Annotated in this window: 24 protein-coding genes; 10 read left to right on the top strand and 14 right to left on the bottom strand. The window is 61.1% G+C overall.

The window, feature by feature from the left end; genetic code table 11:
* Positions 1 to 99 precede the first annotated feature (99 nt).
* Complete coding sequence (locus CK501_RS03205) at positions 100 to 618, bottom strand: SRPBCC family protein (RefSeq protein WP_095616266.1); 519 nt, start codon at positions 616 to 618, stop codon at positions 100 to 102.
* 323 nt (positions 619 to 941) lie between these two features.
* On the opposite strand from CK501_RS03205, the gene gdhA reads away from it, so the two are divergent.
* Together gdhA and CK501_RS03195 are read left to right on the top strand one after the other, a co-directional pair.
* Positions 942 to 2291: an NADP-specific glutamate dehydrogenase gene (gene gdhA / locus CK501_RS03200; RefSeq protein WP_095616265.1), complete on the top strand. Its 1350-nt coding sequence runs from the start codon at positions 942 to 944 to the stop codon at positions 2289 to 2291.
* Between the two features lie 95 nt (positions 2292 to 2386).
* Complete coding sequence (locus tag CK501_RS03195; protein WP_095616264.1) at positions 2387 to 3157, top strand: substrate-binding periplasmic protein; 771 nt, start codon at positions 2387 to 2389, stop codon at positions 3155 to 3157.
* Here the strand turns inward: CK501_RS03195 and trhP are convergent.
* Positions 3146 to 4492 carry a prephenate-dependent tRNA uridine(34) hydroxylase TrhP gene (trhP, locus tag CK501_RS03190; RefSeq protein ID WP_233128831.1) on the bottom strand — a complete coding sequence of 449 codons (1347 nt, stop codon included), beginning with the start codon at positions 4490 to 4492 and terminating at the stop codon, positions 3146 to 3148. The genes CK501_RS03195 and trhP overlap by 12 nt on opposite strands.
* A gap of 49 nt (positions 4493 to 4541) precedes the next feature.
* On the opposite strand from trhP, the gene CK501_RS03185 reads away from it, so the two are divergent.
* Complete coding sequence (locus CK501_RS03185) at positions 4542 to 4946, top strand: HIT family protein (RefSeq protein WP_095616263.1); 405 nt, start codon at positions 4542 to 4544, stop codon at positions 4944 to 4946.
* 3 nt (positions 4947 to 4949) lie between these two features.
* Here CK501_RS03185 and CK501_RS03180 read toward each other — a convergent pair whose 3' ends face one another.
* Genes CK501_RS03180 through CK501_RS03170 form a run of 3 tightly spaced genes read right to left on the bottom strand, consistent with a single transcriptional unit; the run spans position 4950 to position 8907 of the window.
* On the bottom strand, positions 4950 to 5324 hold the full coding sequence (locus tag CK501_RS03180) for a gamma-glutamylcyclotransferase family protein (RefSeq protein WP_095616262.1): 375 nt from the start codon (positions 5322 to 5324) through the stop codon (positions 4950 to 4952).
* Complete coding sequence (locus tag CK501_RS03175) at positions 5321 to 6913, bottom strand: BCCT family transporter (protein WP_095616261.1); 1593 nt, start codon at positions 6911 to 6913, stop codon at positions 5321 to 5323. The genes CK501_RS03180 and CK501_RS03175 overlap by 4 nt, the downstream gene beginning before the upstream one ends.
* Before the next feature lie 47 nt (positions 6914 to 6960).
* On the bottom strand, positions 6961 to 8907 hold the full coding sequence (locus CK501_RS03170; protein WP_198949363.1) for a sigma 54-interacting transcriptional regulator: 1947 nt from the start codon (positions 8905 to 8907) through the stop codon (positions 6961 to 6963).
* 299 nt (positions 8908 to 9206) lie between these two features.
* Here CK501_RS03170 and cynS point away from each other — a divergent pair, with 299 nt between their 5' ends.
* From cynS to CK501_RS03145, 5 genes are all read left to right on the top strand, one after another.
* A complete protein-coding gene (gene cynS, locus CK501_RS03165) occupies positions 9207 to 9647 on the top strand; it encodes a cyanase (protein WP_198949401.1) in 441 nt (146 codons plus the stop codon).
* A gap of 86 nt (positions 9648 to 9733) precedes the next feature.
* Positions 9734 to 10981, top strand: coding sequence for an alginate export family protein (locus tag CK501_RS03160; protein ID WP_198949362.1), 1248 nt, complete (start codon positions 9734 to 9736; stop codon positions 10979 to 10981).
* 33 nt (positions 10982 to 11014) lie between these two features.
* Positions 11015 to 11827, top strand: coding sequence for a formate/nitrite transporter family protein (locus tag CK501_RS03155; protein ID WP_095616259.1), 813 nt, complete (start codon positions 11015 to 11017; stop codon positions 11825 to 11827).
* A gap of 124 nt (positions 11828 to 11951) precedes the next feature.
* The gene (locus CK501_RS03150) at positions 11952 to 12371 is read left to right on the top strand and encodes a DUF4399 domain-containing protein (RefSeq protein WP_095616258.1); all 420 of its coding nucleotides are present in this window, start codon (positions 11952 to 11954) and stop codon (positions 12369 to 12371) included.
* Positions 12372 to 12415: 44 nt separating this feature from the next.
* Complete coding sequence (locus tag CK501_RS03145) at positions 12416 to 13450, top strand: DUF5924 family protein (protein WP_095616257.1); 1035 nt, start codon at positions 12416 to 12418, stop codon at positions 13448 to 13450.
* A gap of 19 nt (positions 13451 to 13469) precedes the next feature.
* Here the strand turns inward: CK501_RS03145 and CK501_RS03140 are convergent, their stop codons facing one another.
* Positions 13470 to 13613 (bottom strand): DUF3096 domain-containing protein, encoded by a 144-nt coding sequence (locus CK501_RS03140; RefSeq protein WP_095616256.1) that lies wholly within the window; start codon positions 13611 to 13613, stop codon positions 13470 to 13472.
* Positions 13614 to 13711: 98 nt separating this feature from the next.
* Here CK501_RS03140 and CK501_RS03135 point away from each other — a divergent pair, with 98 nt between their 5' ends.
* Together CK501_RS03135 and CK501_RS03130 are read left to right on the top strand one after the other, a co-directional pair.
* Complete coding sequence (locus tag CK501_RS03135; RefSeq protein ID WP_095616255.1) at positions 13712 to 14722, top strand: lipid A deacylase LpxR family protein; 1011 nt, start codon at positions 13712 to 13714, stop codon at positions 14720 to 14722.
* Between the two features lie 51 nt (positions 14723 to 14773).
* The gene (locus CK501_RS03130) at positions 14774 to 16417 is read left to right on the top strand and encodes an FMN-binding glutamate synthase family protein (protein WP_095616254.1); all 1644 of its coding nucleotides are present in this window, start codon (positions 14774 to 14776) and stop codon (positions 16415 to 16417) included.
* Position 16418: 1 nt separating this feature from the next.
* On the opposite strand, the gene CK501_RS03125 is transcribed toward CK501_RS03130, so the two are convergent.
* The 8 genes from CK501_RS03125 to CK501_RS03090 form a co-directional block, all read right to left on the bottom strand.
* On the bottom strand, positions 16419 to 17210 hold the full coding sequence (locus tag CK501_RS03125) for a hypothetical protein (protein ID WP_095616253.1): 792 nt from the start codon (positions 17208 to 17210) through the stop codon (positions 16419 to 16421).
* Positions 17195 to 18097, bottom strand: a complete 903-nt coding sequence (locus tag CK501_RS03120) for a hypothetical protein (protein ID WP_095616252.1) — start codon at positions 18095 to 18097, stop codon at positions 17195 to 17197. Before CK501_RS03120 ends, CK501_RS03125 begins: the two co-directional genes overlap by 16 nt.
* A gap of 18 nt (positions 18098 to 18115) precedes the next feature.
* On the bottom strand, positions 18116 to 18394 hold the full coding sequence (locus tag CK501_RS03115) for a hypothetical protein (RefSeq protein WP_095616251.1): 279 nt from the start codon (positions 18392 to 18394) through the stop codon (positions 18116 to 18118).
* A gap of 229 nt (positions 18395 to 18623) precedes the next feature.
* Entirely contained in the window at positions 18624 to 19319 is a 696-nt protein-coding gene (locus CK501_RS03110; protein ID WP_143421375.1) for a hypothetical protein, read from the bottom strand.
* Positions 19320 to 19853: a hypothetical protein gene (locus CK501_RS03105; RefSeq protein WP_095616249.1), complete on the bottom strand. Its 534-nt coding sequence runs from the start codon at positions 19851 to 19853 to the stop codon at positions 19320 to 19322. It abuts the gene before it with no gap.
* Positions 19854 to 20001: 148 nt separating this feature from the next.
* Entirely contained in the window at positions 20002 to 20760 is a 759-nt protein-coding gene (locus tag CK501_RS03100) for a hypothetical protein (RefSeq protein ID WP_143421374.1), read from the bottom strand.
* A 100-nt stretch (positions 20761 to 20860) separates the two neighbouring features.
* Entirely contained in the window at positions 20861 to 22711 is a 1851-nt protein-coding gene (locus CK501_RS03095) for a type VI secretion system Vgr family protein (protein WP_095616247.1), read from the bottom strand.
* Between the two features lie 81 nt (positions 22712 to 22792).
* Complete coding sequence (locus tag CK501_RS03090) at positions 22793 to 23272, bottom strand: Hcp family type VI secretion system effector (RefSeq protein WP_095616246.1); 480 nt, start codon at positions 23270 to 23272, stop codon at positions 22793 to 22795.
* Between the last annotated feature and the right edge of the window lie 44 nt (positions 23273 to 23316).

Raw genomic sequence — 23316 nt, 5'->3', positions numbered from 1 at the left:
GGCAGTCCAGTCGCGGCCATAACCACCGTGACTTCGTATTTCACCAGGGCAGCCACCCCTGACCAGAATGGTACGCGCCACCCTGGAACGACAACGTTCCTATGGAGAAGCGCTGAGTGCCTCTTCAAACCGGCTCCGGGATTCCTTGAAACGCGCCACCGGAAAGCTGAGGGGGACACCGGCCACGGCCGCTTCCAGCATCTGGAGATGAGCATCCCAGCCCGCCGCGCTGATGGCGATCTGGTCTTCGGGCAGGAGCCCGATGGTAAGGGTGAGCCGTGTGCCGCTGTTGGTTGGCGCGAGATCCCAGCGCAGGGGTCTGCGCGGCGCGTCACCGTTACTCCAGGAGTAGGTGAGGTGGCGTTCCGGCTCGAGTTCGATGATATGCGAGTCAATGGGTTCACCACTCATCTCGAACTCGATGCGGACCCGCCCACCGGGACTCAGATCCATTTCACCGGGCGCCAGCCACTGCCGAAGATGGTCAGGGTCTGTCAGCCAGGTCCAGACCTGTGCCGGGACGGTGGCGAGCTCCCTCTCCAGCATGACCTTCCAGCCATCGGTCTGCTGTTCAAACGCTGCCCTTTCGGTACGGATTACCGCTGATGAATCACTCATGAATCTGCTTCCTTATCCTGTCTATTGCTGACCAACCACCCTGTGCCAGTGTAAGCTCGGCCCACCTCACAGCGGTTGATCCCGGTCAAACGCATTCAGGCTCTGAGCTTCCAGCGCCTTCGTCCCGGGCTGCGTCGCCCGATGTGCGCCCCATGGCCATCATCGTGATCGCCTCCCGTTTCGTGTAAGGTCTCTGGTCAGACCTTTTTATTTTATGTATTTTTAATACATCTTATTTTGAAACCAGGAAGGCGTCAATTCAAAGGGGCATTAATACTCCATTGATGCCGACCCATGAATCGACCCGATAACAGGAGCCCACCATGAGCGCGTATCTTGATGAGAAACTCGAGCCCATCTTCCAGGACATTCTCCACCGAAATCCCGGTGAGCAAGAGTTCCATCAGGCGGTCCACGAGGTCCTGGAAACCCTTGGCCCCGTCCTGGTGAAACATCCGGAGTTTGTGGACTCCCGCATCATCCAGCGCATCTGTGAACCGGAGCGCCAGATCATCTTCCGGGTACCCTGGCAGGACGACAACGGCGAGATCCAGATCAACCGCGCCTTCCGGGTGGAATTCAACAGCGCCCTCGGCCCCTACAAGGGCGGCATGCGTTTCCATCCCTCGGTTTATCTCGGCATCATCAAGTTCCTGGGCTTCGAGCAGATCTTCAAGAACGCGCTTACAGGCCTGCCCATTGGTGGCGGCAAGGGCGGCAGTGACTTTGACCCCAAGGGGCGCTCGGACTCCGAGATCATGCGCTTCTGCCAGAGCCTGATGACCGAGCTCTACCGCCACCTGGGCGAATACACGGACGTGCCCGCCGGTGACATCGGCGTGAGCCAGCGCGAGATCGGCTACCTGTTCGGTCAGTACAAGCGCATCACCAATCGCTACGAGTCCGGCGTTCTCACCGGCAAGGGACTGGGCTGGGGCGGAAGCTGTGCCCGCACCGAGGCCACCGGCTACGGCACCGTCTTTTTCGTGCAGGAAATGCTGAAGGCCCGCGGCGAATCACTGGATGGCCGTAAAATGGTGGTTTCCGGCTCCGGCAACGTCGCCATCTACGCCATCCAGAAGGCCCAGCAGCTGGGGGCCCATGTGGTCGCCTGTTCCGATTCCTCGGGGATCCTCGTCGATGAGGAGGGGCTCGATCTGGACCGGATCCGGCGCATCAAGGAGGTGGAACGGCGCCGGATCAGCGATTACGCCGATGAGAAACCCCATGCCCGGTACGTGCAGGACGGCAACGTCTGGCGCGTGCCCTGTGATGTGGCCCTGCCCTGCGCCACCCAGAACGAACTCAATGGCCAGGACGCGAAGTACCTGGTGGAAAACGGCTGCCGTGCCGTGGCGGAAGGCGCGAACATGCCCACCACACCCGAAGGCGCCCAGGTCTTCCGGGAAGCAGGCATCGCCTATGGGCCCGGCAAGGCCGCCAATGCCGGTGGCGTCGCGACCAGTGCCCTGGAGATGCAGCAGAACGCCAGCCGCGACTCCTGGTCCTTTGAGCACACCGAGAACCGGCTTGAGCAGATCATGGCGAACATCCACCGTGACTGCTTCGAAACGGCCGAAGCCTTCGGCTCCCCGGGCAACTACGTGGTCGGCGCCAATATCGCCGCCTTCCTCAGGGTTGCGCGTGCCATGGAAGCGCAGGGGCTGATCTGAAAATCGGTTTCGGCTGAATCCCCACCCGGCTTGCGGGCGTATACAGCGGAGAGTACATTCTTGCTGATGCCCCCTGGGGCTGAAACGGATTCTCCATGCGCCCACTCGCCTTTCTGGCCCTTACACTGCTTCTGCTTGCCGCACCGGTCCAGGGGTCGGATGAGGCTGACGTGGTCACACTGGTGGCCGACGAATGGTGCCCCTACAACTGCTCTCCGGATGCCGACTCCCAGGGCATCCTGGTGGACATCGCCCGACAGGCCCTGCTTCTGGAAGGCTACCGGGTGAAATACCAGAGCATGCCCTGGCGCCGCGCCATCCGCGACGTGCGCAACGGTCATTTCGATGGGCTCATCGGGGCGGGACCGGCGGAAACGCCGGACTTCCACTTCCCGGAGCAGCCGCTGGCCATGGCCCATCACAGCCTGTTCACACGCCCCGACAGCGACTGGACCTACACCGGCCTGGAGTCGCTGACGGCCATCCGCCTCGGCGTCATCCAGGAGTATTCCTACGGGGGGCTTCACGAGGCCTATATCGCACCCAATGAACACAGTGCCGAGCGCCTCATGGTGCTCAGTGGCAACCAGGTACTGCCCCGTCTGGTCCAGCTCCTGGAGATGGGCCGGATTGATGCGCTGGCCGCCGAGGAGAAGGTTCTCAATCACCACTATCAGCGCCAGGATCGGATCAACCCCCTCCGTAACGCCGGCCTGGCCTACCAGGAGGAGCTCTACATTGCCTTCACCCCGGCCAGCCCCGAGGGCCGCGAACTGGCCGAAGCCCTCGACCGGGGCCTGATGAAGCTGCGCGAAAAGGGGATGATCGCGGAGATACTGACCGATTACCGGATGCTAGACCACTGACCGGATCAGCAGTGCGGTTGCCGGTAAGACGTCGGCAACCGGCGCCTGGAGCCAGACCCGGTGACCACTGCCCGGCGCCGATGGCACCGTCTGGTGGTCACGCTCTGACAACAGCGTCGTGGGCTGGAACCAGTGATTCCCGGAGGGCGTCATGAGTTCCAGCCAGTCCCCGCATTCAAACCGGTTCTTGGCCTCGATACACAGCCAGTCCCCCTCGCGGGCAATCACCTCCCCCACCCACTGGCGGGTACCGAGCAGTGAGGTTCCGGCTTCATAGCGCTGGTATTCCGCCGGTGGATGACGGCGCAGGAACCCCTCCGTGTACCCCCGGTTCGAGAGCGCCTCCAGCTCATCCATCAGTGTCCGGTCAAAGGCCCTTCCCGCCATGGCGTCATCAATGGCACGCCGATAGACCTGCACCGTACGGGCAACGTAGTAGGGGCTCTTCGTGCGCCCCTCGATCTTCAGCGAATCCACGCCCATCCGGCACAGCCGCTCCACGTGCTGCACCGCGCGCAAATCCTTCGAATTCATGATGTAGGTGCCGTGCTCGTCCTCGTGCATGGGAACGCTCTCGCCGGGGCGACCGGCCTCCTCCACCAGCATGCTGCGCTCACCGTCCTCCTGGTGCAGGGGAATCAGGTCGCCACTGCTGTCATGAGTGGAGGCCTGCGGGGTATAGGACCAGCGGCAGGCATTGGTGCAGGCCCCCTGGTTGGCATCGCGATGGTTCATGTAGCCGGACAGCAGGCATCGACCGGAATACGCCATGCACAGCGCCCCGTGCACGAACACCTCCAGCTCCATACCGGGCACCTGCCCGCGCATTGCCTCAATCTCGTCCAGGGACAGTTCCCGGGAGAGAATCACCCGCTCAAGCCCCTGCCGACGCCAGAACTCAAGGGTGGCCCAGTTCACCGCGTTGGCCTGTACGGACAGGTGGATGGGCATGTCCGGCCAGTGCTCCCGAACCAGCATGATCAGCCCCGGATCGGACATGATGAGCGCGTCTGGCCCCGTGGCGATCAGCGGCTCCAGATCCCGCAGGGCAGAGCGGATCTTGTCATTGTGGGGCGCGATGTTCAGCACCAGATAGAAGCGTCGGCCGTGCGCATGGGTATACCGGATGGCCTCCGCCAGCGCCTCGGCATCGCGGAAGCTGTTATTGCGCACACGCAGCGAATAGCGGGGCGGGCCGGCATAGACCGCGTCCGCGCCATAGGCAATCGCCATTTCAAGGTGCCGCCGGTTCCCCACCGGGGCCAGCAGTTCAGGAGCCTGTTCCATCATGCGCGCAGGGTAGGACAACGGGCGCAGCGGCTCCTTGATTTCCATCAGCCGTGAGGCCTTCCCCCTCCACCGCTCTCCAGTTTAGGGTGACCCCATGACCGATTTCAGCCTGCACCCACAGCTTGAGGCCGACTGCCACTGGGTTGGCCGCCTGGAGAACTGCCAGATCCTGCTCCACCACAATGCCGGTGTTCCCTGGTACATCGTGGTTCCGGAGACCGCGGCGGGAGAGCTGCATGAAATGGGCATGGCCGAGCGTGCCGATGTGGACTGGGTGCTCGACGCAATGGCCCGCTTCATCAAGCACCATCACGGCAGTGAACGCATCAACCTGGGGGCCATCGGGAACCGTGTGCCCCAGCTGCATATTCACGTGATCGGGCGCAGCGAGGGCGACCCCTGCTGGCCGGATGCGGTCTGGGGCCACCTGCCCGAAGGCCCCGCCTGGAGTGAGGCGGCGATTGAGGCCATCCGCCAACAGGCACCGGTCGAGGCCTGATCCCTACCAGGCCCCCCGCGTAATGCGGCGGCACCCCTTAACGCTGCCGTTGTAGAAATAGACCCAGGCCGGGCCATGGCGGGTCTCCATCCGCTGGCGGGTGTACTGGCCATGCTCAGGTGCCTGCGCATTGTAGCCCTCCAGGGCGTCCACCCGGGCGAAGGTCCGCTCATCCACTTCGTATACCTCCACCAGCACGCCCCGGGAAGACTGTTCAACGGCACCGGGATACGGGCCCAGATCATAGAGAACAATACTCTTCAGATGATCCGTGCCCAGAAAACGGGCGCGCATCAGAAACCGGTGATTGCTGTAGCCGCGCTTGAGGGTGCCATAGACTGCGATGCGGAACACCGTGTCCTCCCCTATCCCGCTCATTCCCGACTCCTTTCCTCCTCTTTCACCTCGTCATCCTGCGAATACCAGTTATCCAACATGCGCTGCAGCCGTTCCCGCTGGATGGCCTCGTGGAGCTCGCTCTGGCGCTTCTCATCGCGCAGCGACCGCAGCAGTGCGACCGCCATGAACAGCATCAGGATCATGAAGGGGAAGGCCGCCAGGATCGAGACGGTCTGCAGCGCCCCCAACCCACCGCTGAGCAGCAGCACACCAGCCACCAGCACCTGCACCGTGCCCCAGGTCAGCCGGGACCAGCGCGGCGGCGTCAGAACGCCCTTGCTGGTGAACATACCGAGCACGAAGGTGGCGGAGTTGGCGGAAGTGATCACGAAAAGCGTGATCAGCACCAGCACCAGGATCCCGAGCCACTCCGAGCCGGGCAGCAGCGAGAGCATGGCGAAGAGCCCGGCGCTGACTTCATCGGCCACCGCCTGGCCGACACCCGCCCCCTCAAAGAGTTCAAAATAGAGCGCGGAGCCGCCGAAAGTCGCGAACCAGAAGGTACTCAGGAGCACCGGGGTGCCAATCACGCCCACCACGAATTCACGGATGGTCCGCCCGCGCGAGATACGGGCGATGAAGCTGCCCACGAACGGCGCCCAGGAGAGCCCCCAGGCCCAGTAGAAGATGGTCCAGCGCTCAACCCAGTCATCCCCGGTGTAGGGCGTCATGACCAGGCTCATGCCCATCACATTGGCAAAGTAGTCGCCAATGGCGGTGGTCATGGCGGCGGTGATGAAATCCGTGGGGCCGGCAAAGAAGACGAACACCAGAAGCAGCCCCGCCAGAATCATGTTGGCATCGCTCACGTAGCGTACGCCGCTTTCCAGCGGCGCCAGGGAGCACAGCAGGAAAACCACGGAGACCCCGCCCAGGATCATGAGCTGCTGCTCGGTGCCAAAGGCGGTATCCGCCACCGAGACCAAGCCACTGTTGATCTGTATGACCCCGAGCCCGAGGGTGGTGGCCACACCGAATACGGTGGAAACCACGGCCAGGATGTTGATGCCGTGACCGGCGAAGCCATCAACACGGTCACCGATACTGTTGCGGAAGGCCTCACTGATCAGCCCCGCCCGCTGGTGGCGGAAGCGCACGTAGGCAATGGCAAGCCCCACAACCGCAAAGTTGGCCCACTGGTGGAAGCCCCAGTGAAACAGGGAATACTGCATCGCCAGCCGGGCTGCCGCCGGCGTTCCACCCTGGGCACTGTCCAGCGGCGGCTGCAGGTAATGGCTCATGGGCTCGGCCACGCCCCAGAAGACCAGCCCCACCCCCATGCCGGCGGAGAAGATCATCCCCAGCCAAGTAAGGAAGGAGAACTCGGGCATCTCACCGTCCGCCCCCAGGCGGATATGCCCGTAATCGCTGAAGGCCACCCCCAGGCAGAACAGCAGGAACCCCGAGGTGACGAACAGGTAGAGCCAGCCGAAATGCTGGGTGGTGAACTCGAGTGCCTGGTCACTGTAGGCCGCGAACGGCGCCGGCCACGCCACGCCGGCCCCGACGAACGCAAGCAGCAGAAGCAGTGAGGTGTAGAAGACCCATCCTGGACGGTGATTGCTCATGAGTACGCTTCCAATGCTGGCGGAATGACCACTCTAGCTCCCCCTGTTCACGGGATAAAGACCGGACTCAGCCCCCCGCAGCCGGGCCAGTGCGGTACTGGCGGGGATCGATGCCATGGCGCTTGAGCCTGGAAGCCAGGGTCGTGGGCTTGACCTCGAGCAGCTCCGCCGCGCCCCCCCTGCCCGAAGACCTTGCCCCGGCACCGGCGCAGCGCACTGATCATGTTCTCACGCTCCTGCTCCCGTTTCTCGCCTTCGGTCAGTGGCCGCTGTGCCGTTCCGGCGGTTTCCGCATTGCCAGCAACCGGTTGAGGGGCAGCGGCCTCCCGATCGGCTGGCAGATCAAAGCTCAGCTTACCGCCCTGGGTGACGATCACCTGCCGTTCAATGACATTCTCCAACTCACGCACGTTCCCCGGCCAGCTGTAACGCTGAAGGGTCTCCACATTGGCATGGCTGAGCTCCAGCGGCTCGCGGTGGAACCTGCGGCAGGCATTGCGCAGGAACAGCTGCGCCAGCGGCGGAATGTCCTCCGGGCGCTCGCGTAGCGGGACTGACTCGATCGGGAAGACATTGAGCCGGAAATAGAGATCCTCCCGGAACCGCCCGGCATCCACCTCCGCTTTCAGGTCCCGGTTGGTCGCCGCGATCACACGCACATCCACACTGCGGGTGCGCGTCTCGCCAATACGCTCAAAAGTCTGCTCCTGCAGGACCCGCAGCAGCTTGCCCTGCAATGACAGCGGGATCTCGCCCACCTCATCCAGAAACAGCGTACCGCCATCGGCCAGCTCGAAACGACCCACACGGTCATTCACAGCGCCCGTGAAGGCCCCCTTGGCGTGGCCGAAGAACTCACTCTCGAACAGCTCCGCCGGAATGGCGGCGCAGTTGACCCGGATCATGGGCCTTTCGGAACGCTCACTGACGTTGTGGATGGCCCGGGCGATCAGCTCCTTGCCGGTGCCGGATTCGCCGGTCACCAGCACATTGGCGCCGGTGGGCGCGACCAGGTCGATGCGCTGGATCATGGCCGCCACCGCCTCGCTGCGCCCGACGATCTCATGCGCATTGTGCTCGGCGCTGATCTCCTCCTGGAGGTAGGCGTTCTCCATCTCCAGCCGGTGCTTGAGGTTTTCCACCTCTTCCAGCGCCTCCTTGAGGCTGTCCTCGGTACGGCGACGGTCAGTGATGTCACGGAACACCACCACCGCCCCCACCAGCTGGCCGTTGTCCACGATGGGCGTGCTGGTGTACTCCACCGGAAAGCCGGAACCGTCCCGGCGCCAGAAGAAATCATCGCTGACCCGATGGACGGCCCCGTCGCAGAAGGCCTGGTAGATGGGGCAGCACTCGCGCTGGTGGGGGGTACCGTCCGAGTGGCTGTGGTGAATGGCCGTGTGCATGACCCGTCCGAGCAGTTCATCCCGGTGCCAGCCCAGCATGCGCTCGGCGGCGGAGTTGATGAAGGTGGTGCGCCCCTCGGCATCCACCCCGTAGATGCCTTCGCCCACAGCTTCCAGGATCAGGTGGTTCTCGCGCTCGATCTCCCGGAACAGGGTCTCCACACGCTTCCAGTGCAGAAGCCCCCCGCGGTGATAGCTGTTGATCTCGTGGCGCTCCCGGCGCTCGCGCAGCAGGGTCAGATCCCGCAGCAGCATCAGCACCCGGGGCTCCCCCGCTTCCGTCATGACGGAGAGCGACATCTCGAGTTCGATGACCCGTTCATCCCGGGCCACCAGACTCAGATCCCGGCTCCAGGCCTGACCATGGGTCATGGCCTCGTCGGTGAGACTGACCAGCTGGGGAATCTGGCCTCCGAAAAGCGTGGTGACACGCAGAGACACCAGATCCTCGACCGACCGACCCAGCATCCGCGCAAGATGGCTGTTGGCAGCCTCAACGGTATCGCGCACCGGATCCACCAGCAGGCCGGGCTCCGGCAGTGCCTCAATCCAATCCAGACTTGTCTGCGGTGTGATGACAGCGTTCATGGGGCCTCCCGCTAATACTCCTCCTTCCCCAATCAAACGCCGTGCCGGATCACGAGTTTCCGTAGCCAGGGACTACGAGTTCTCGTGAATCACGAAATAACGTAGCCCCTTCCGCCACACCTTTAGGGCAATAAGTATCTGACTGAAAAGTTTATTCAGACTCAAAGTCAGATTGGCACGATCACTGCGACAACGCCGATGACCCCCTGGCACAGGGGCTGCCGGGCGACTCCGGCAGTGCCCTTTTCCGGGGCACGCCAGACGCATCTGCACAACACTGAAACAGGAGCAGCACCATGATGAACCACGAAACCATGACCGCGACCATCCTCACGGCCAAGAACGAGAAGGGCTACACCTGGGAGCAGCTGGCCGAATCCATCGGCATGTCCCCCGTGTGGACGGCTTCCTGCTGCTACGGCATGAACACCATGCTGGAAGACCAGGCCAAAACGCTGTGCAAGACGCTTGCGCTCGGGGATGAAGTGGCACAGATGCTGCAAACATGCCCCCACAAGCAGTGGGGCAACGCGGTCCCAACTGATCCGCTGATCTACCGTCTGTATGAGGCAACCATGATCTACGGTCAGAGCGTCAAGGACATCGTCCACGAAAAATTCGGTGACGGCATCATGAGCGCCATCGATTACAAGATGTTCGTGGACCGCGTCGAAGACCCCAAAGGCGACCGCGTTGTGATCACGCTCGATGGCAAGTTCCTCCCCTACAAGCGGTGGTAAGCGATGGTGGCCCTGTAACCACCAACCGGCGTTCCGGAGCTGAATGGCTCCGGCTCTGCACCCATTCGTGAACCAGGGGACTGAATATGCTGCACACCGATAGACCAACCACCAGGCATGGCCTTAATACGATCCCGGCCATGGGCCTGGCCCTGACACTGGTAACACCGCCAGCCCTTGCCGCGGACCCGGTCACGGAAGCCCTCAGCAACGGCGAAACCAACCTGGATGCGCGCTACCGCTATGAATTCGTGGACCAGGATGGCTTCGAAAAGGACGCCGGCGCCTCCACGCTGAGAACCCGCCTGGGCTATCGCACCGGCGAGATCAGCGGATTCACGGGCTTCCTTGAGGCCGAGCATGTGACGCGGCTCGGCGGTGAGACCTACAACAGCACCATCAATGGGGTACAGAATCGCCCTAAGGTAATCGACCCCGAAGTGGCCGAAATCAACCAGGCCTGGGTCCGCTACGAGGGACTCGTGGATACACGGATGACCTATGGTCGCCAACGGTTCTTTCTGGACAACCACCGGTTCATCGGCACGGTAGGCTGGCGCCAGAACGAGCAGACCTTCGACGGGCTGACCGTCGTGAACGAGTCACTGCCCGACACGACGCTGACAGCCGGCTACCTGTACAACGCCAACCGCATCTTCTCGGACGCGAGCCCGAACGGTAACGCACCCATGGATACAGGTGTTCTCAATGCCCGTTACGACGGTCTTGGGGCAGGGTCACTGACGGCCTACACCTACCTGCTTTCGTACGAGAATGCCCCGGGCAGATCCACACGGAGCCATGGTCTGCGTTTCAGCGGTGAAACCGAAACCGGCGAGGAACTCGACGCCCTCTACACGCTCGAATACGCCCACCAGTCGGACTACGACGATAACAACGCTGATTTCGACGTGGATTATTACCGGGTTGAAGGTGGGGTGCGCGCCGCCGGGGTTACCGCAAAAGTGGGCCAAGAGTTGCTGGGCTCGGACGGCGGCAACGTTGCCTTTGAGACCCCGCTGGCCACCCTGCATGCGATGAATGGCTGGACGGACCAGTTCCTGAGCACTCCCGACCAGGGGCTGGAGGACACCTATGCCTCACTGGCAACCACAGTGAGCGGCGTCTCCCTAAAGGCCATCCACCACCGATTCGACAGTGATGAGGGCAGCGCGGAATTCGGCTCCGAAACCGGATTCGTTGCCTCGTGGTCACCTGACGAAACCTACACCCTCGGCGCCAAAGCTGCACTCTACAGCGCTGACAACAACGATCCCAACCCCGACCGGACCGATACCGACAAGGCCTGGCTCTGGGTGGACGCCAGTTTCTGACCATCAACCTCAACATTCCAGAGGAGACTCACTATGTCTTACCTTCAACCCAACGAGTTCGTCACCAAGCTGGTGGACGCTGGCGAAGCCAAGATCCACATGGGCACGCGGGACACCCTGATCCGTGCCTTCATGGCAGGGGCGACGCTGGCACTGGCGGTTATCTTTGCCGTTACCATCGCGGTGCAGACCGGTTCCTTCCTGATCGGCTCACTGCTCTTCCCCGTGGGCTTCTGCATGCTCTACCTCATGGGCTACGACCTGCTCACGGGCGTTTTCACCCTTGTGCCCATGGCGCTACTGGACAAGCGGCCGGGCGTGACCTTTCCGCGGATGCTGAAGAACTGGGGCCTTGTCGGGCTCGGTAACCTCGGGGGCGCGCTCTTCATCGCGGTTTTCGGCTACCTCAACTTCTCCATGGGGGGTTCCGAAGCCATCAATGAAGTCGGCCAGAAGATCATGGCCGTTGGCGAAAGCCGGACCGTGGGTTACCAGGAAGCCGGTATTGCCGGCTGGATCGTTCTCTTCATGCGCGGCATGTTCTGTAACTGGATGGTTTCCATGGGCGTTGTCGGCGCGAGCATTTCCACTCACGTGTCCGGCAAGATCATGGCCATGTGGATGCCGATCATCATCTTCTTCTATCTCGGTTTCGAGCATTCCGTCGTGAACATGTTCCTGTTCCCGATCGGCCTGATGATGGGCGGTGAATTCACCCTGTATCAGTACATCATGTGGAACGAGATCCCGACCGTGCTGGGCAACCTGGTGGGTGGCCTGACACTGGTTGGCCTGGTGCTTTACACCACCCACGTCCGCACCCAGCCGAAGAAGAGCTTTTCCTGATCAGGGCGAGGCCCCTGGTCCGGATGACCATCCGGTAATAACCCTCCCAGCCGGGGCGTGGTGGCTTGCCGCCGCCCGCCCCGGCTTTTTATGCTGGTACCCCATCAACACAGGGAGTTACAGCATGAACGCACTGACCCGCACACTGACCGGCATTACACTGGCTCTGGGCACAACCGCCGCAATGGCCAGCGATGCACCGGAAGACGCATCCGCCTACTTCATTTCCCCGCAGGATGGCGAGACCGTCAGCTCTCCCGTAACGGTGCGCTTCGGCCTTGAGGGCATGGGCGTGGCACCCTCGGGCGTTGACCGGAAGAATACCGGCCACCACCACCTGCTGGTGAATGTGGACGAGATGCCGGCGATGGATGAGCCCATTCCTTCCGACGATCAGCACCGGCACTTCGGCGGTGGCCAGACCCAGACCACACTGGATCTTGAACCCGGCGAACACGAGCTGACGCTGCTGCTCGGTGATGAGACCCACACGCCCCACGAGCCGCCGGTCAAATCCGAGACCATCACCATCACCGTTGAATAACCACCTCTGAGCAACCGGGTCGGTCAGCCTATGTTCCTTTCACCATGAGTACACCGCTGCCCGGCCCGGTCAACTGGAAATGGAAAGCCCTGCGTGCCGCCGTACACGTACGTCGCCACCCCTGGCTGTTCGCGCTTCTGGGCTTCGTAGCGGGCATCGCCAGCTTCCTGCTTGTTGATCGCCAACAGGATACGGCCGGGCTGATCGCGGTACTGATGCTGGCAGGCTGGCTCTGGCTTCTGCTTGAAGATCCGATCCGCCGCCTGATCAGCCTGATTCCGGGCGTGGACCTGCCACCACCCCTGGTGCGCTTCACGACCCAGCTGATCCACCAGGAGAGTTTCTTCTTCGCACTGCCGTTCTTTGCCATCACCACGACCTGGACAAGCGTGCAGGCCCTGTTCACGGTGATGATCGGCGCCGCCGGACTGATCTCGATCATTGACCCGGTTTACCACGGCTGGCTGACCCGCCACCGCTGGCTCTATCTGGCCTATCACTGCCTGGCGCTGTCCACCATTCTGCTGACAGCACTCCCCATCATCCTGCACCTGAGCACCTGGGAAAGTTACATCGTCACGGCCGTGCTCACCCTGACGCTGGCGCTGCCAAGTCTGGCCCAGGCTGTGCCGCTTGGGGGCGCCCTGCGCCTGGTCGGTATGGCCGGTGTTCTCACGGTCCTGGCGGCTACCGCCTGGTACGGCCGCGTGGCCGTGCCTCCCGCTACCCTGTGGCTGACCGAAAGCACCATATCCCACCTTGTGGATCAGGATGACATGGAACCGGGACGCTCTCTGGAGGGCGCCACTGCCAGTGCGGTCCTTGAGCGCGGACTCTACGCCTATACGGCAATACGGGCTCCACGCGGGCTGCATGAGACGGTCTATCACGAGTGGGTTCATAACGGCCGTGTCTATGACCGCATACCACTGGAGGTTACCGGTGGCCGTGAGGCGGGTTACCGGGCCTGGAGCCACAAGCTCCGTTTCCCACCCAACCCGGAAGGGATCTGGCATGTGCGGGTTAAGACCGGATCGGACCAGATGATCGGGCAGATCAGTTTCCGGGTCCGGGACTGAGCCGGACCCGGGGAACACCTCAGAAACCATGCCCCATCAGGCCGAGAACCCCCATGGCGATCAGGTAGCCCGCCACGATGTAGTTGAGAAGCTTCGGGAAGATCAGGATGCCGATGCCGGCGCCCAGCGAGATCAGCGGGGCAAGATCAATGTGAAACGTCATATTACCTCCTTTAACGGGGTATGCGGGAATCCCCGAATCCAATCCTAGCAGCTCGGGCGTAGAATGGGCCCACTGTTAAGGAAACGTAAAAACCCATCATGCCCGAGTTAAAGATCCGCGCCCTTCCGGGAAACGCACTGCGCCTTCTGGCGGCACTACTGCTGGCCGGCCCTGCCTCAGCAGGCACTCTGAGCCTTTCCTGGGACAACGACCTCCTGACCGGGGAGGACAAGGGCTACACAAACGGACTGCGGATTTCCTATCTGGGCGAAGCCGCAGAGACAAACCCCGAATGCGCTCTGTGCCTTAGCAGCCGGGCTCGGGATGCGCTTGCCCCGCTGCCCGGCGTGGGCGCCACTGAAAACAACCACGCCCTGGCCTGGTCCCTGCGCCAGCTGATGATCACGCCCCAGAACATCAAACGCCGCGAGCCGCAGTACGACGACATCCCCTACACAGGGTATCTTTCCGGTAGCGTCACCCTCTGGAGCTGGAATGGCCGCAGTATTACGGGTTATGGCGTATCCGCCGGTGTCATCGGACCGGACTCCCTGGCGGAGGAGGCCCAGGAATGGGTACATGGCATTACCGGCAGTACCAACCCGAGAGGCTGGGACAATCAACTGGGGACCGACTGGGTTGGCGGCATCCAGGCCATGCATGCGCGCCGGGCCCTGAAAACCGGTCAGTCAGATGGTTTGCAACAGGACCTGAACTGGCTGGTGAGCGCTGAGGCCAGCAACTTCATCTCCAACGCCCAGGTTGGTGCGGGCTGGCGCTTTGGTACTAATCTCCCCAACAATTTCATTTCGGACTACGCCGGGCTGTCATCCTCAGTGGGCATGCCGGGCATCCTGGATGCGCCGGGGCCGGGCTGGTCCGTTTTCGTCGGCGTTCTGGGGGAGTGGATTCCCTATTCCTATCTGGACGAGCGCTCCGGCCGGTACCAGTACGATCAGGAACCGTTGGTCGGCCATGCGGGTATCGGCGCAAGCCTGCACACCCGGGACATCCATTTCTCTGTCTCACTGCGGACCACCACCTCGCAGGACGCGACCAACAAAGAGCCCCTCTCTTTTGGTACGGTTTCACTGGTCTGGCGGCTCTGACGCCGTCGTAGTGACAGGAACCATCCGCGTACCGACAAGGGGCAATCCCGAATGACAGAACGGACACTGATCCCCTTACGTTACAGTGCCTACCTGGCCTGCATCCTGCTCAGCCTGATCACTCTGGCGCTTAGCAGCCTGTCCGCATGGTGGCTGGCCGTTGCCCTGCCTGCCATTGCGTTTACCGTGCTGGGCACCTGGGACCTTCTGCAGCCCAGACGCACGGTCAGCCGCAACTACCCGGTACTGGCGCACTTCCGTTACTTTTTTGAGTCCATTGGGCCGGAAATCCGCCAGTACTTCATTTTTTCGGACACTGAGGGTCGCCCCTTCAGCCGCGAGCAGCGGCGCATCGTCTACCAGCGCGCCAAGAACACCCTCGACAAGCGGCCCTTTGGAAGCCTGCTGGACATGGACGATCCGGGATACGAGTGGATCAACCATTCACTGACGCCCGTGGACCATGCCAACGCGGACTTCCGCATCACCATCGGCAGCCGCTGCGCCCAGCCCTACAGCGCCAGTATCTTCAACATCTCCGCCATGAGCTTCGGTTCGCTCTCCGCCAATGCCATCCGGGCCCTGAACCATGGCGGCGCACGCGGCGGGTTCTATCACGATACCGGGGAGGGTTCGATCTCACGCTATCACCTGGAAGGCGGTGGCGACCTGGTCTGGGAGATCGGCTCCGGCTACTTCGGGTGTCGGGATGAGCAGGGGTACTTCAATGAGGACCTGTTTATTGAGAATGCCACGCGTGACGCGGTGAAGATGATCGAGGTGAAACTCTCCCAAGGCGCCAAGCCCGGGCACGGCGGCATCCTGCCTGGCGCCAAGGTGACGCAGGAGATTGCCGAAGCACGGGGCGTCCCTGCCGGCGAGGATGTGGTCTCGCCGCCCAGCCACTCGGCCTTCAGCACGCCCATTGAACTGCTCGAATTCCTGGATCGGCTGCGGGAGCTCTCCGGCGGCAAGCCCGTGGGCTTCAAGCTGGCCATCGGCCATCCCTGGGAATGGTTTTCCATCGTCAAGGCCATGCTGGAGACCGGGCGGCACCCGGATTTCATCGTGGTCGACGGTGGCGAGGGCGGCACCGGCGCGGCGCCCCTGGAGTTCATCAACCGCCTGGGCATGCCGCTTCTGGATGCCCTGCTGTTGGTCCACAACACCCTTGTGGGTACCAACCTGCGGGATGTCATTGCCGTGGGCTCCGCCGGTAAGATCAGCTCTGGTTTCCATCTGGCGAAGACGCTGGCGCTGGGAGCGGACTGGTGCAACGCGGCCCGGGGCTACATGTTCGCCCTTGGCTGCATCCAGGCCCTGAACTGCCACACCGGGCGCTGCCCCAGCGGTGTGGCCACTCAGGACCCACGCCGGGGCAACAAGCTGGACGTACCGCTCAAGAGCGAGCGCGTATACCACTACCATCAGAACACAGTGCAGGCGCTCGGCAACCTGATCGGGGCCGCTGGTCTGAAGGACACTTCGGAACTGGGGCCGGACCACATCATCCAGCAGACCTCCCAGACCGAATTCCGCACCTATCGCGACCTCTATCCGTTCCTGGAACCCGGCGCGCTGCTCAATGGCGACACCGGGTACGAACTCTTTGACCATTACTGGGAGGAAGCGAGTGCCTGGGAGTTCGGGGTTCCCAGCTCCGTCATCCGGTTCCGCCGGAATCCCGTGCGCTGAGTCAGGCTCCGGCGGGGCGCACGAGGGAAAGGCCGACCAGGGCGCTCTCATCCATGGCCAGAACCGCCGTTGTCTCCGTGAACTCACCCAGGTTGTACCCCTGCACCAGCCAGGCCCAGCCGAAGAGGCAGCCGGCCACGCCCAGAGCGCCCAATGACGCTTCGGGAAAGCTCCAGCGGACTTCTGACTGAACCCAATCGCCCAGTGCCGCAAGGGCCGGGTAAAGCTGGTCCAGGTACCCATCACTGCCGGTACCCGGGCACAGCACCGCCTCGGGTTGTGTCACCACCTCCCCTCCCTTACGAATCAGGGCGCCGGGGTCGGTCCCACCTTCCGGTCGGCCATCCACCTGCGAGAAGACCAGCTCGAGGCCTTGATCGGAGGGTGTCCAGTCCAGGGCCACAACTGCTTCCACCCCTTCTTCATCCGCTCCGATCATCCGGGCCGCGATTACACGCCCGGTCGTTCCCAGCCGGTTAAGCTGACTCATGGCCAACGCGCTCCAGCCCCGCCCGAAACCGATTTCGGCCCTGTCCCCAACCTGTTGCTCCCAGCCCAGTCGCTGGTCCTGTTCACTGGCTGGCAACACCACCCAATTGGGCTGGCCAGGCAGGAGTAACGGCTCAATGACCTCGATCAGACGATCATGAACGTCGCCAGCCTCAACACCCGGAATCCGGCACTGGCCCTGATCGTCCGGAACCCGGGGCTGGGCTCCAAGCCCCGGCGTCAGAAGGTCCTCGGGCGGGCAGGAACCTATCGTTCCGTGAATACCGGTCAGCTGCCAGGGCACCAGTGACCTCCGTGCAACGAAACAGGGGTACCTTCAATCCTGTGACCGCACGCGGGCCATAGTCGTCCGCGGAAACCGAGCGGCAGGACCCGGAACAACCGCTTCCAATCCACCCCGTCCAGCGCCATGCCCCACAGCTGCCGCCCGCGGTGACGTTCTTCCCGGTCACCGACCAGCCAGCGGACCTCACGCAGGGCGGAATCCGCCAGCGATTCATCATGACGAAAGCTGGCCAGCCAGGGCAGGAAGCGACTGTGCCAGGTGGCCCCAAGCATCGCGACCAGGACGTCATCCGTAACCCGAGGCGCCAGGGCGTTGACCAGCAACGCCACACGCGTGTCATCCGTGGCAGCCAGAACAGGGGGAAGCCATTCGCGCCAGAGGGCCCCGCCACTTGCCTCCCAGAACGTCAGCGCGACCGCCTCAGGATCGCCTTCACGGTTGAGCGCCGCATACCAGTCCCCCCAGGGGGCCGGCGGAACATAGCCGCGCCGGATCAGGGCGCGGGCCGCCCAGACTTGAGTGGTAAATGGCTCCGGGAAATCCGTGGGGCAAGCCAGGCTGCGGTAGTGGGCGGCCAGCCACCAGGCGATGGCCTCTTGACCCCGTTCATGGATGAAACTGGACTGAACCTGCGCCAATTCGCCCGGCCATACCCGGTCACGGGCTTCCACCACGCAGAGCCGCCGCTCCGGCTGTTCCGCGAGCAGGTCGGCCAGCTCGCAGGCACGGGTATCAGGCGACAGTAACGCGGGTGATTCGGTAACTTCCTTCAGGAGGTGCCCCAGAAGCTGCCGATCGTGCGCCTTCAGCTGATCAGGGCTGGCGCTGTCACTGGCAAGCAGCGTGTCGCGGACATCCAGGAAATGTTCGAGTTCGTCTTCCATAACGAGTCGCAATCCAGGTTACTCGACAGTCCACATCTCAATGAACTCCTCGTCGTTTTGCTTCGCAACAACCCACTTGAAGAAATCTTCGGTTTCTTCGTCCGACCACGGGTCCAGCTCGTCCACTGCCGCTGGCGGATACGCAATCCTAAGCACCTCTAGGCCGTGCTCTCGAATGATGAACTGGTTCTCCGAATCACCTTCCTGAACGTCAGCGGACCAGCTGGAATCACGGAATGAGTACTGATGGTCATTAATGAAAAGCTTCGGGCCATGTTTAGTCCCGATAACTCTCATGAAGTCATTGCTATTCCTTCCGTATCGGGGCAATAGGACACGGACACGACACCGACTCACCTTCAGGACACAGCGTCTCTGGACCACAAGGCATAGAGATTATGAGCCGCCTTCCGGTTTTCCTTGAGCATAAAGACGTAGCCAAAAATATCTTCCTCAGCGTTCTCTTCTTCCCTGCTCGCTGCCATTTCATTGAAGCATTTAAGACGTAAAATGCTTCCCGCCATTATCAGAAATTCGTTTCCTGATCAGCTGCTTGCGTGGTTGCCCAGCTTTGAGGCCGCCTGCCGTTGAATACAAAATCGGATACCACCCGACTCACCGCTCTCCCTTCCGGCAGATCCTCGATGGTACATTCCCACGGTGCGTAAATTTCCCGAAAATTTGGATAGTCGTTGCCAATCATGAGTGGAGGTTCAATTTCCTCCCTGGCCAACTTGTCACCAAGTGCGTTGAGTTCTGGAATACAAGCCTTTTCCTCAGCCGACAATGGACGTGACGCGTTTTCAAGTATCGCAATCAGCTTGTTAATACAACGTACGGCATAGGGATAATATTCTCGTTTTGCTAGGAAACAGCCATGTCTTGTGAGACTGATCAGACGTTTCTCATAAACCTCCACAGTCCGAACATACTCCTCTCTAGAGGTCGCAAGCCAGCGTAATGAGCCCTCAGTAAAGACGTAGCTCAGGGTAGCGATATACCGCCCATCCAGTGGCAATTCCAGACTCCAAGCCTTAGTTTGTTCCTTGAGCCACTTCAGCTGGGAAATCATCGCTCCCTCGGGTGTGGAATCTTTTTGAGAATAGGAACTCAGTTTCTCAAGAAGCAGGTCACAGTTTTCAATAATGTCTGCGTAACGCTCATCACTATTGATCATTCCTGATGCGCTATGATCCTGAATCCAGTAACGCTTTTCTGGCACTTACACCTGCTCTCCCGGTTTCAGGAAGCGCAGCAAGTCCTGTTCATTGATCGGGCCTGTTACCGTTTCCTTCAGAACAGAATCGGGATTTTTCCAATAACCGCCAATTGTACGACGAATATTGGAAGCACGCTGTACGGCTTCCTTGCGGTTTCTGATGAATCTTTCCTCATATTCGGAGGGGACATAGCTCCACCATTTTTCTCCCATACCGTCCATGTCTTTGCTAAGAGCAGTAAGGCCATTGCAGGTTCCGCGTAACCGATCCGGATCACCGGATTGATATTGCTGAACCCCCTGTTTCAACGAAATATAGAGATTTTCCATATTCTTCTGAGCACGATCACGCCACGTAGTAGGCCATTCTGATGGATGCCAATTTTTCCAATCATCCTGGCTATAGTGCTTCTCAAAATAAGCTAGCGCTTCATCAAGGGCATCCAGTGCGTTGCGAAAATAGCTCTGACATTCCTCCATGTATTCAATGCTTGAGAATTTCCGTAGAAGCAGCCTTCTTTTGACTTGTGGATCCATTTTATGGCTCCGGCCAATTGGTCAGTTTAGGAGCCCCGGGTTCCGTTTCTCCGGGAGTGATGAAAAGCTGATTTTTACCACCTTTTAGATAGAACCTACCATCCTGATATTCCTGTCCGGCCGCTGGGCCCTTCCACGCTTTCAACCCTTAATCCCCGACAACATGTTCCACGTAGTACCCGTTATCGTTCCAATCATCTTTTACAGCATAGTCACGGCGCCACGCTTCTTTGTTTTCCGGTAGCTCATCAGTCCAAAACCCACCTGCATTACCCGCTCGCTCATCCACAATGCGGTATATCTTGGTTTTAGGTGGTAGTTCCACAGGCTCTACATCGGTAAACGTTTCATAAGTCCTGTTTCCTTCAAAGGTCAGGTCTGGCCACCCTTCATCAACCAGAGCATCATGGTCGGCTGGTGGTCCTTCCATACCATCATATTGTGGGGGCATCGCTCCCTCTTCTGCCCCCAGAGGTTTTCCATCAGACTGGATCGTATAAGGGTCCTCTTCAGGACCGTCCTGGTGTTTACGCCGGTGAACACGGTTACCAACCTTGGGTTCCGTATATTCCGGGTCAGGCGTGTAAGGCAGATCTTCGTCCCCTGCCCCATTTTTACGACCAGAGCCGCTATCACCGGAAGCAGGTGTTCTTGACGGGTCGAGGTTCGGATCATACTCCAGATACACCTTCAGCTCCCCGCTGCCAACCTGGCGAGCAAGGTCGTCCAACAGCTGGTGGAGGTTCGTCGGTTGATCCCACGGCCGCTGGAACACGTCCAGCCAAAGATCCAGAAGCCGGTAGTTGAACGGGTCGTCCTGACTCCGGGCGATGTCCTCGAGTGTCTGGCGGGCGTAGATCCGGCAGGCCATGACATCCGGACGCCGGTAAGTGCCGTCTTCGTTCATGCGCAGTCCCAGGCTGAACGAGTACAGGCGCCCGAGGTCGGCCCTGAGATGGTGGTCGCGTCTCAGCATCCCTGAAATCCTGTCCTTTCCGTCCCTGGTCTCAGTTGAGACTGATGTTGGCGCCCTTGAGGCTGATTGTCGCGCCATCAAGACTGATCTGTGTGCCCTCGATGGCGATGTTGCCGGAACTCTCAAGTGTGATGCTGGCGGCCCCGGTCTGCAGCGTGATGCTGGTTCCGGCGTCCACCGTGATGGTCTTGCCGGCCTTGATGGTATCGCTGCCGCTGGTCTCGCTGGTGCGGTCGCCGCCAATGGAGGCATTCTGGTTGTTGCCCACCTCGAGCTGGTCGTCGTTTCCGACCTCGGTCTCGCGGTTATTGCCGATGGAGTCGGTCTCGTCATTCTCGACGGTCAGCTCGTGATCCTTCTCCGCGTGGAGAACCAGCAGCTCCTTGCCCTTGTCATCGTCAAAGCGGATCTCGCTGTAGTTTTCCTCGCCGCCCTCCAGTGTGGAACGCGAACGGATGCCCGAGGAGTTCAGTTGCTCGTCGGTCGAGAACGGCAAGGGGTTGTCGTCGTTGTAGACGGAACCGGTGACCAGGGGCTGGTCCGGGTCACCGTTGATGAACTCGACCACCACCTCCTGACCCTGGCGCGGCAGGAACTGCGCACCGAAACCGGCGCCGGCCCACCCCTGGGCAACACGGATCCAGCAGGAACTGTCCGGGTTGTTCTTTCCTTCCCGGTCCCAGTGGAACTGGACGCGGACGCGACCGTATTCGTCCACGTGCAGTTCCTCGCCCGGCCCGGTGGTCACCGTAGCGGTCTGCACGCCGGGAATGACGGGCTTCGGTTGACGCGCCGGCACGAACGGCTTGTCGGTCGTGATGCACTCAAAGGTATTGGTGTAATGGGAGGATTCCCCTGAATCCCCGTCCTCACTGTTCACGGGGACGCTGGCGGTGCACTCGAACCGGGTGATCACAAAGCTGGTCCCCGAGTTCACGCCGTCCTCATGCTTGTGGAAGCTGAAGGTCAGGCCAGCCCCGAAAGACAGATAATCCGAGGCCCCATGGTAGATCTGTGCCTCACGGTTCAGTCCCTTGAGGTGGGTCGCCGCCAGGGGTTCAGTGTCGTTGATGAGCAGATGATCCTCGCCAATGTAATGGAAGATCTCCTGCTCCCCGAACGCCTCGCCGGGAACGCCGACCTTGCCGTTGTCGGCAACGGTCTCGCCGGGACGCGTGAAATCAAAACCCTGTTCCACCAGGGCATCCGGCCCGGCATTGTGCTCCTGTCGCCACTGGTAGATGCGGCTGTCGCCGGTGGTGCCCGAACGGTAGACCACACTGTCTTCAAGCGCCGGCTGATAGGCGTTCACGTTATCACCGACCACCATCCGGTGGCCGGATTCGGAATGTTCGAAAAAGAAGAAAAGGCCTTCATGGGCCAGTAACCGGGTTACGAAATCCCAGTCGGTTTCATTGTACTGAACGCAGTAACGGTAGTTGCGAAGTGCCCCTTCGATGTTCCGGACCAGTTCAACCTCGTGCTCTCCCAGCACGGTTTCCGCAATGTCCAGCGCCGTTTCCTCCTGGAAGATACGGCAGTTGCTGCGGTTCCGGGCACTCCAGGCACGCGGGACCACCCTAGCCTCATAACGCTGGCCCTCACTGTTGTGGAAGGGTTTGCCAAGTTCCCCGATGCTCGCGATATGACCGTGGAAGTAACGCGTTTCACTCTCCGACTGGCCACTCAGGGTCAGGCTGATACTGACCGCCTGACCGACCTGGCCCTCCAGATCGCTCAGCCGTTGATTGGCGATAAACCGGACCTGGATCTCGAAAAGACGCGACAGGCCCTCGCTGACCCGCAGGTGCTCAATCGCCAGCGCGTCCTTTCCCTGGGGGCCCTGGATCTTCAGGTGGTGATGCTGCTCTTCCGTTGCCATGACACTCCGCACCGTCCTGGTCTGTGGGAATTCAGAATGGGGAGGGCATACCCTCCCCGTTCCATGTGGCCACTGCCACCCTTAGAGCTGCTGGCCCTTCACACCGCTGTAGCCGTAGACCAGCGGCGCGGTTGCCGCGTTGGTGTCGTCAGTAGGCGTGACGGACATGGTCATTTCGGTGTAGCTGATGGTGATGGACTCAGTCGGGCGATCGCCTTCAGCGGAAACGCTGTAGTTGGAGATCATGGCGTCCGAGAGTTCGATTTTCATGATCTCCTCGATCTTGTCGCCCTGCTTGGTCAGATAGAAGGTGGCAGGCTTGCCTTTGCCGATGGTCGCTTCCTTGAAGAGATCCGGTGTGGCCTTGTCCTGCTTCTTGGTAATGGTGATGTCACCCAGGCGTGTTGCCGAGGCTTCCCGATCCATGGCGGTACCCGTGGGCGCCGCAATATCCCGGTGGACGTTGAAATCCAGGGTATCGACGGTGATCAGGTCCTTGTATTCCTCGGCGGTTGCTTCGCCTTTCAGGCCACCAAAATCCAGGTAGGTATTGGTCTGCATTGAATTGCTCCTTTTGCATTTTGCGTTACGTCCTGTAACCAGGA

Source organism: Halovibrio salipaludis, assembly GCF_002286965.1.
Taxonomy (GTDB): domain Bacteria; phylum Pseudomonadota; class Gammaproteobacteria; order Pseudomonadales; family Oleiphilaceae; genus Halospina; species Halospina salipaludis.
The sequence above is the reverse complement of the archived record's forward strand: the minus strand, read 5'-3'. Positions and strand labels throughout refer to the sequence as shown.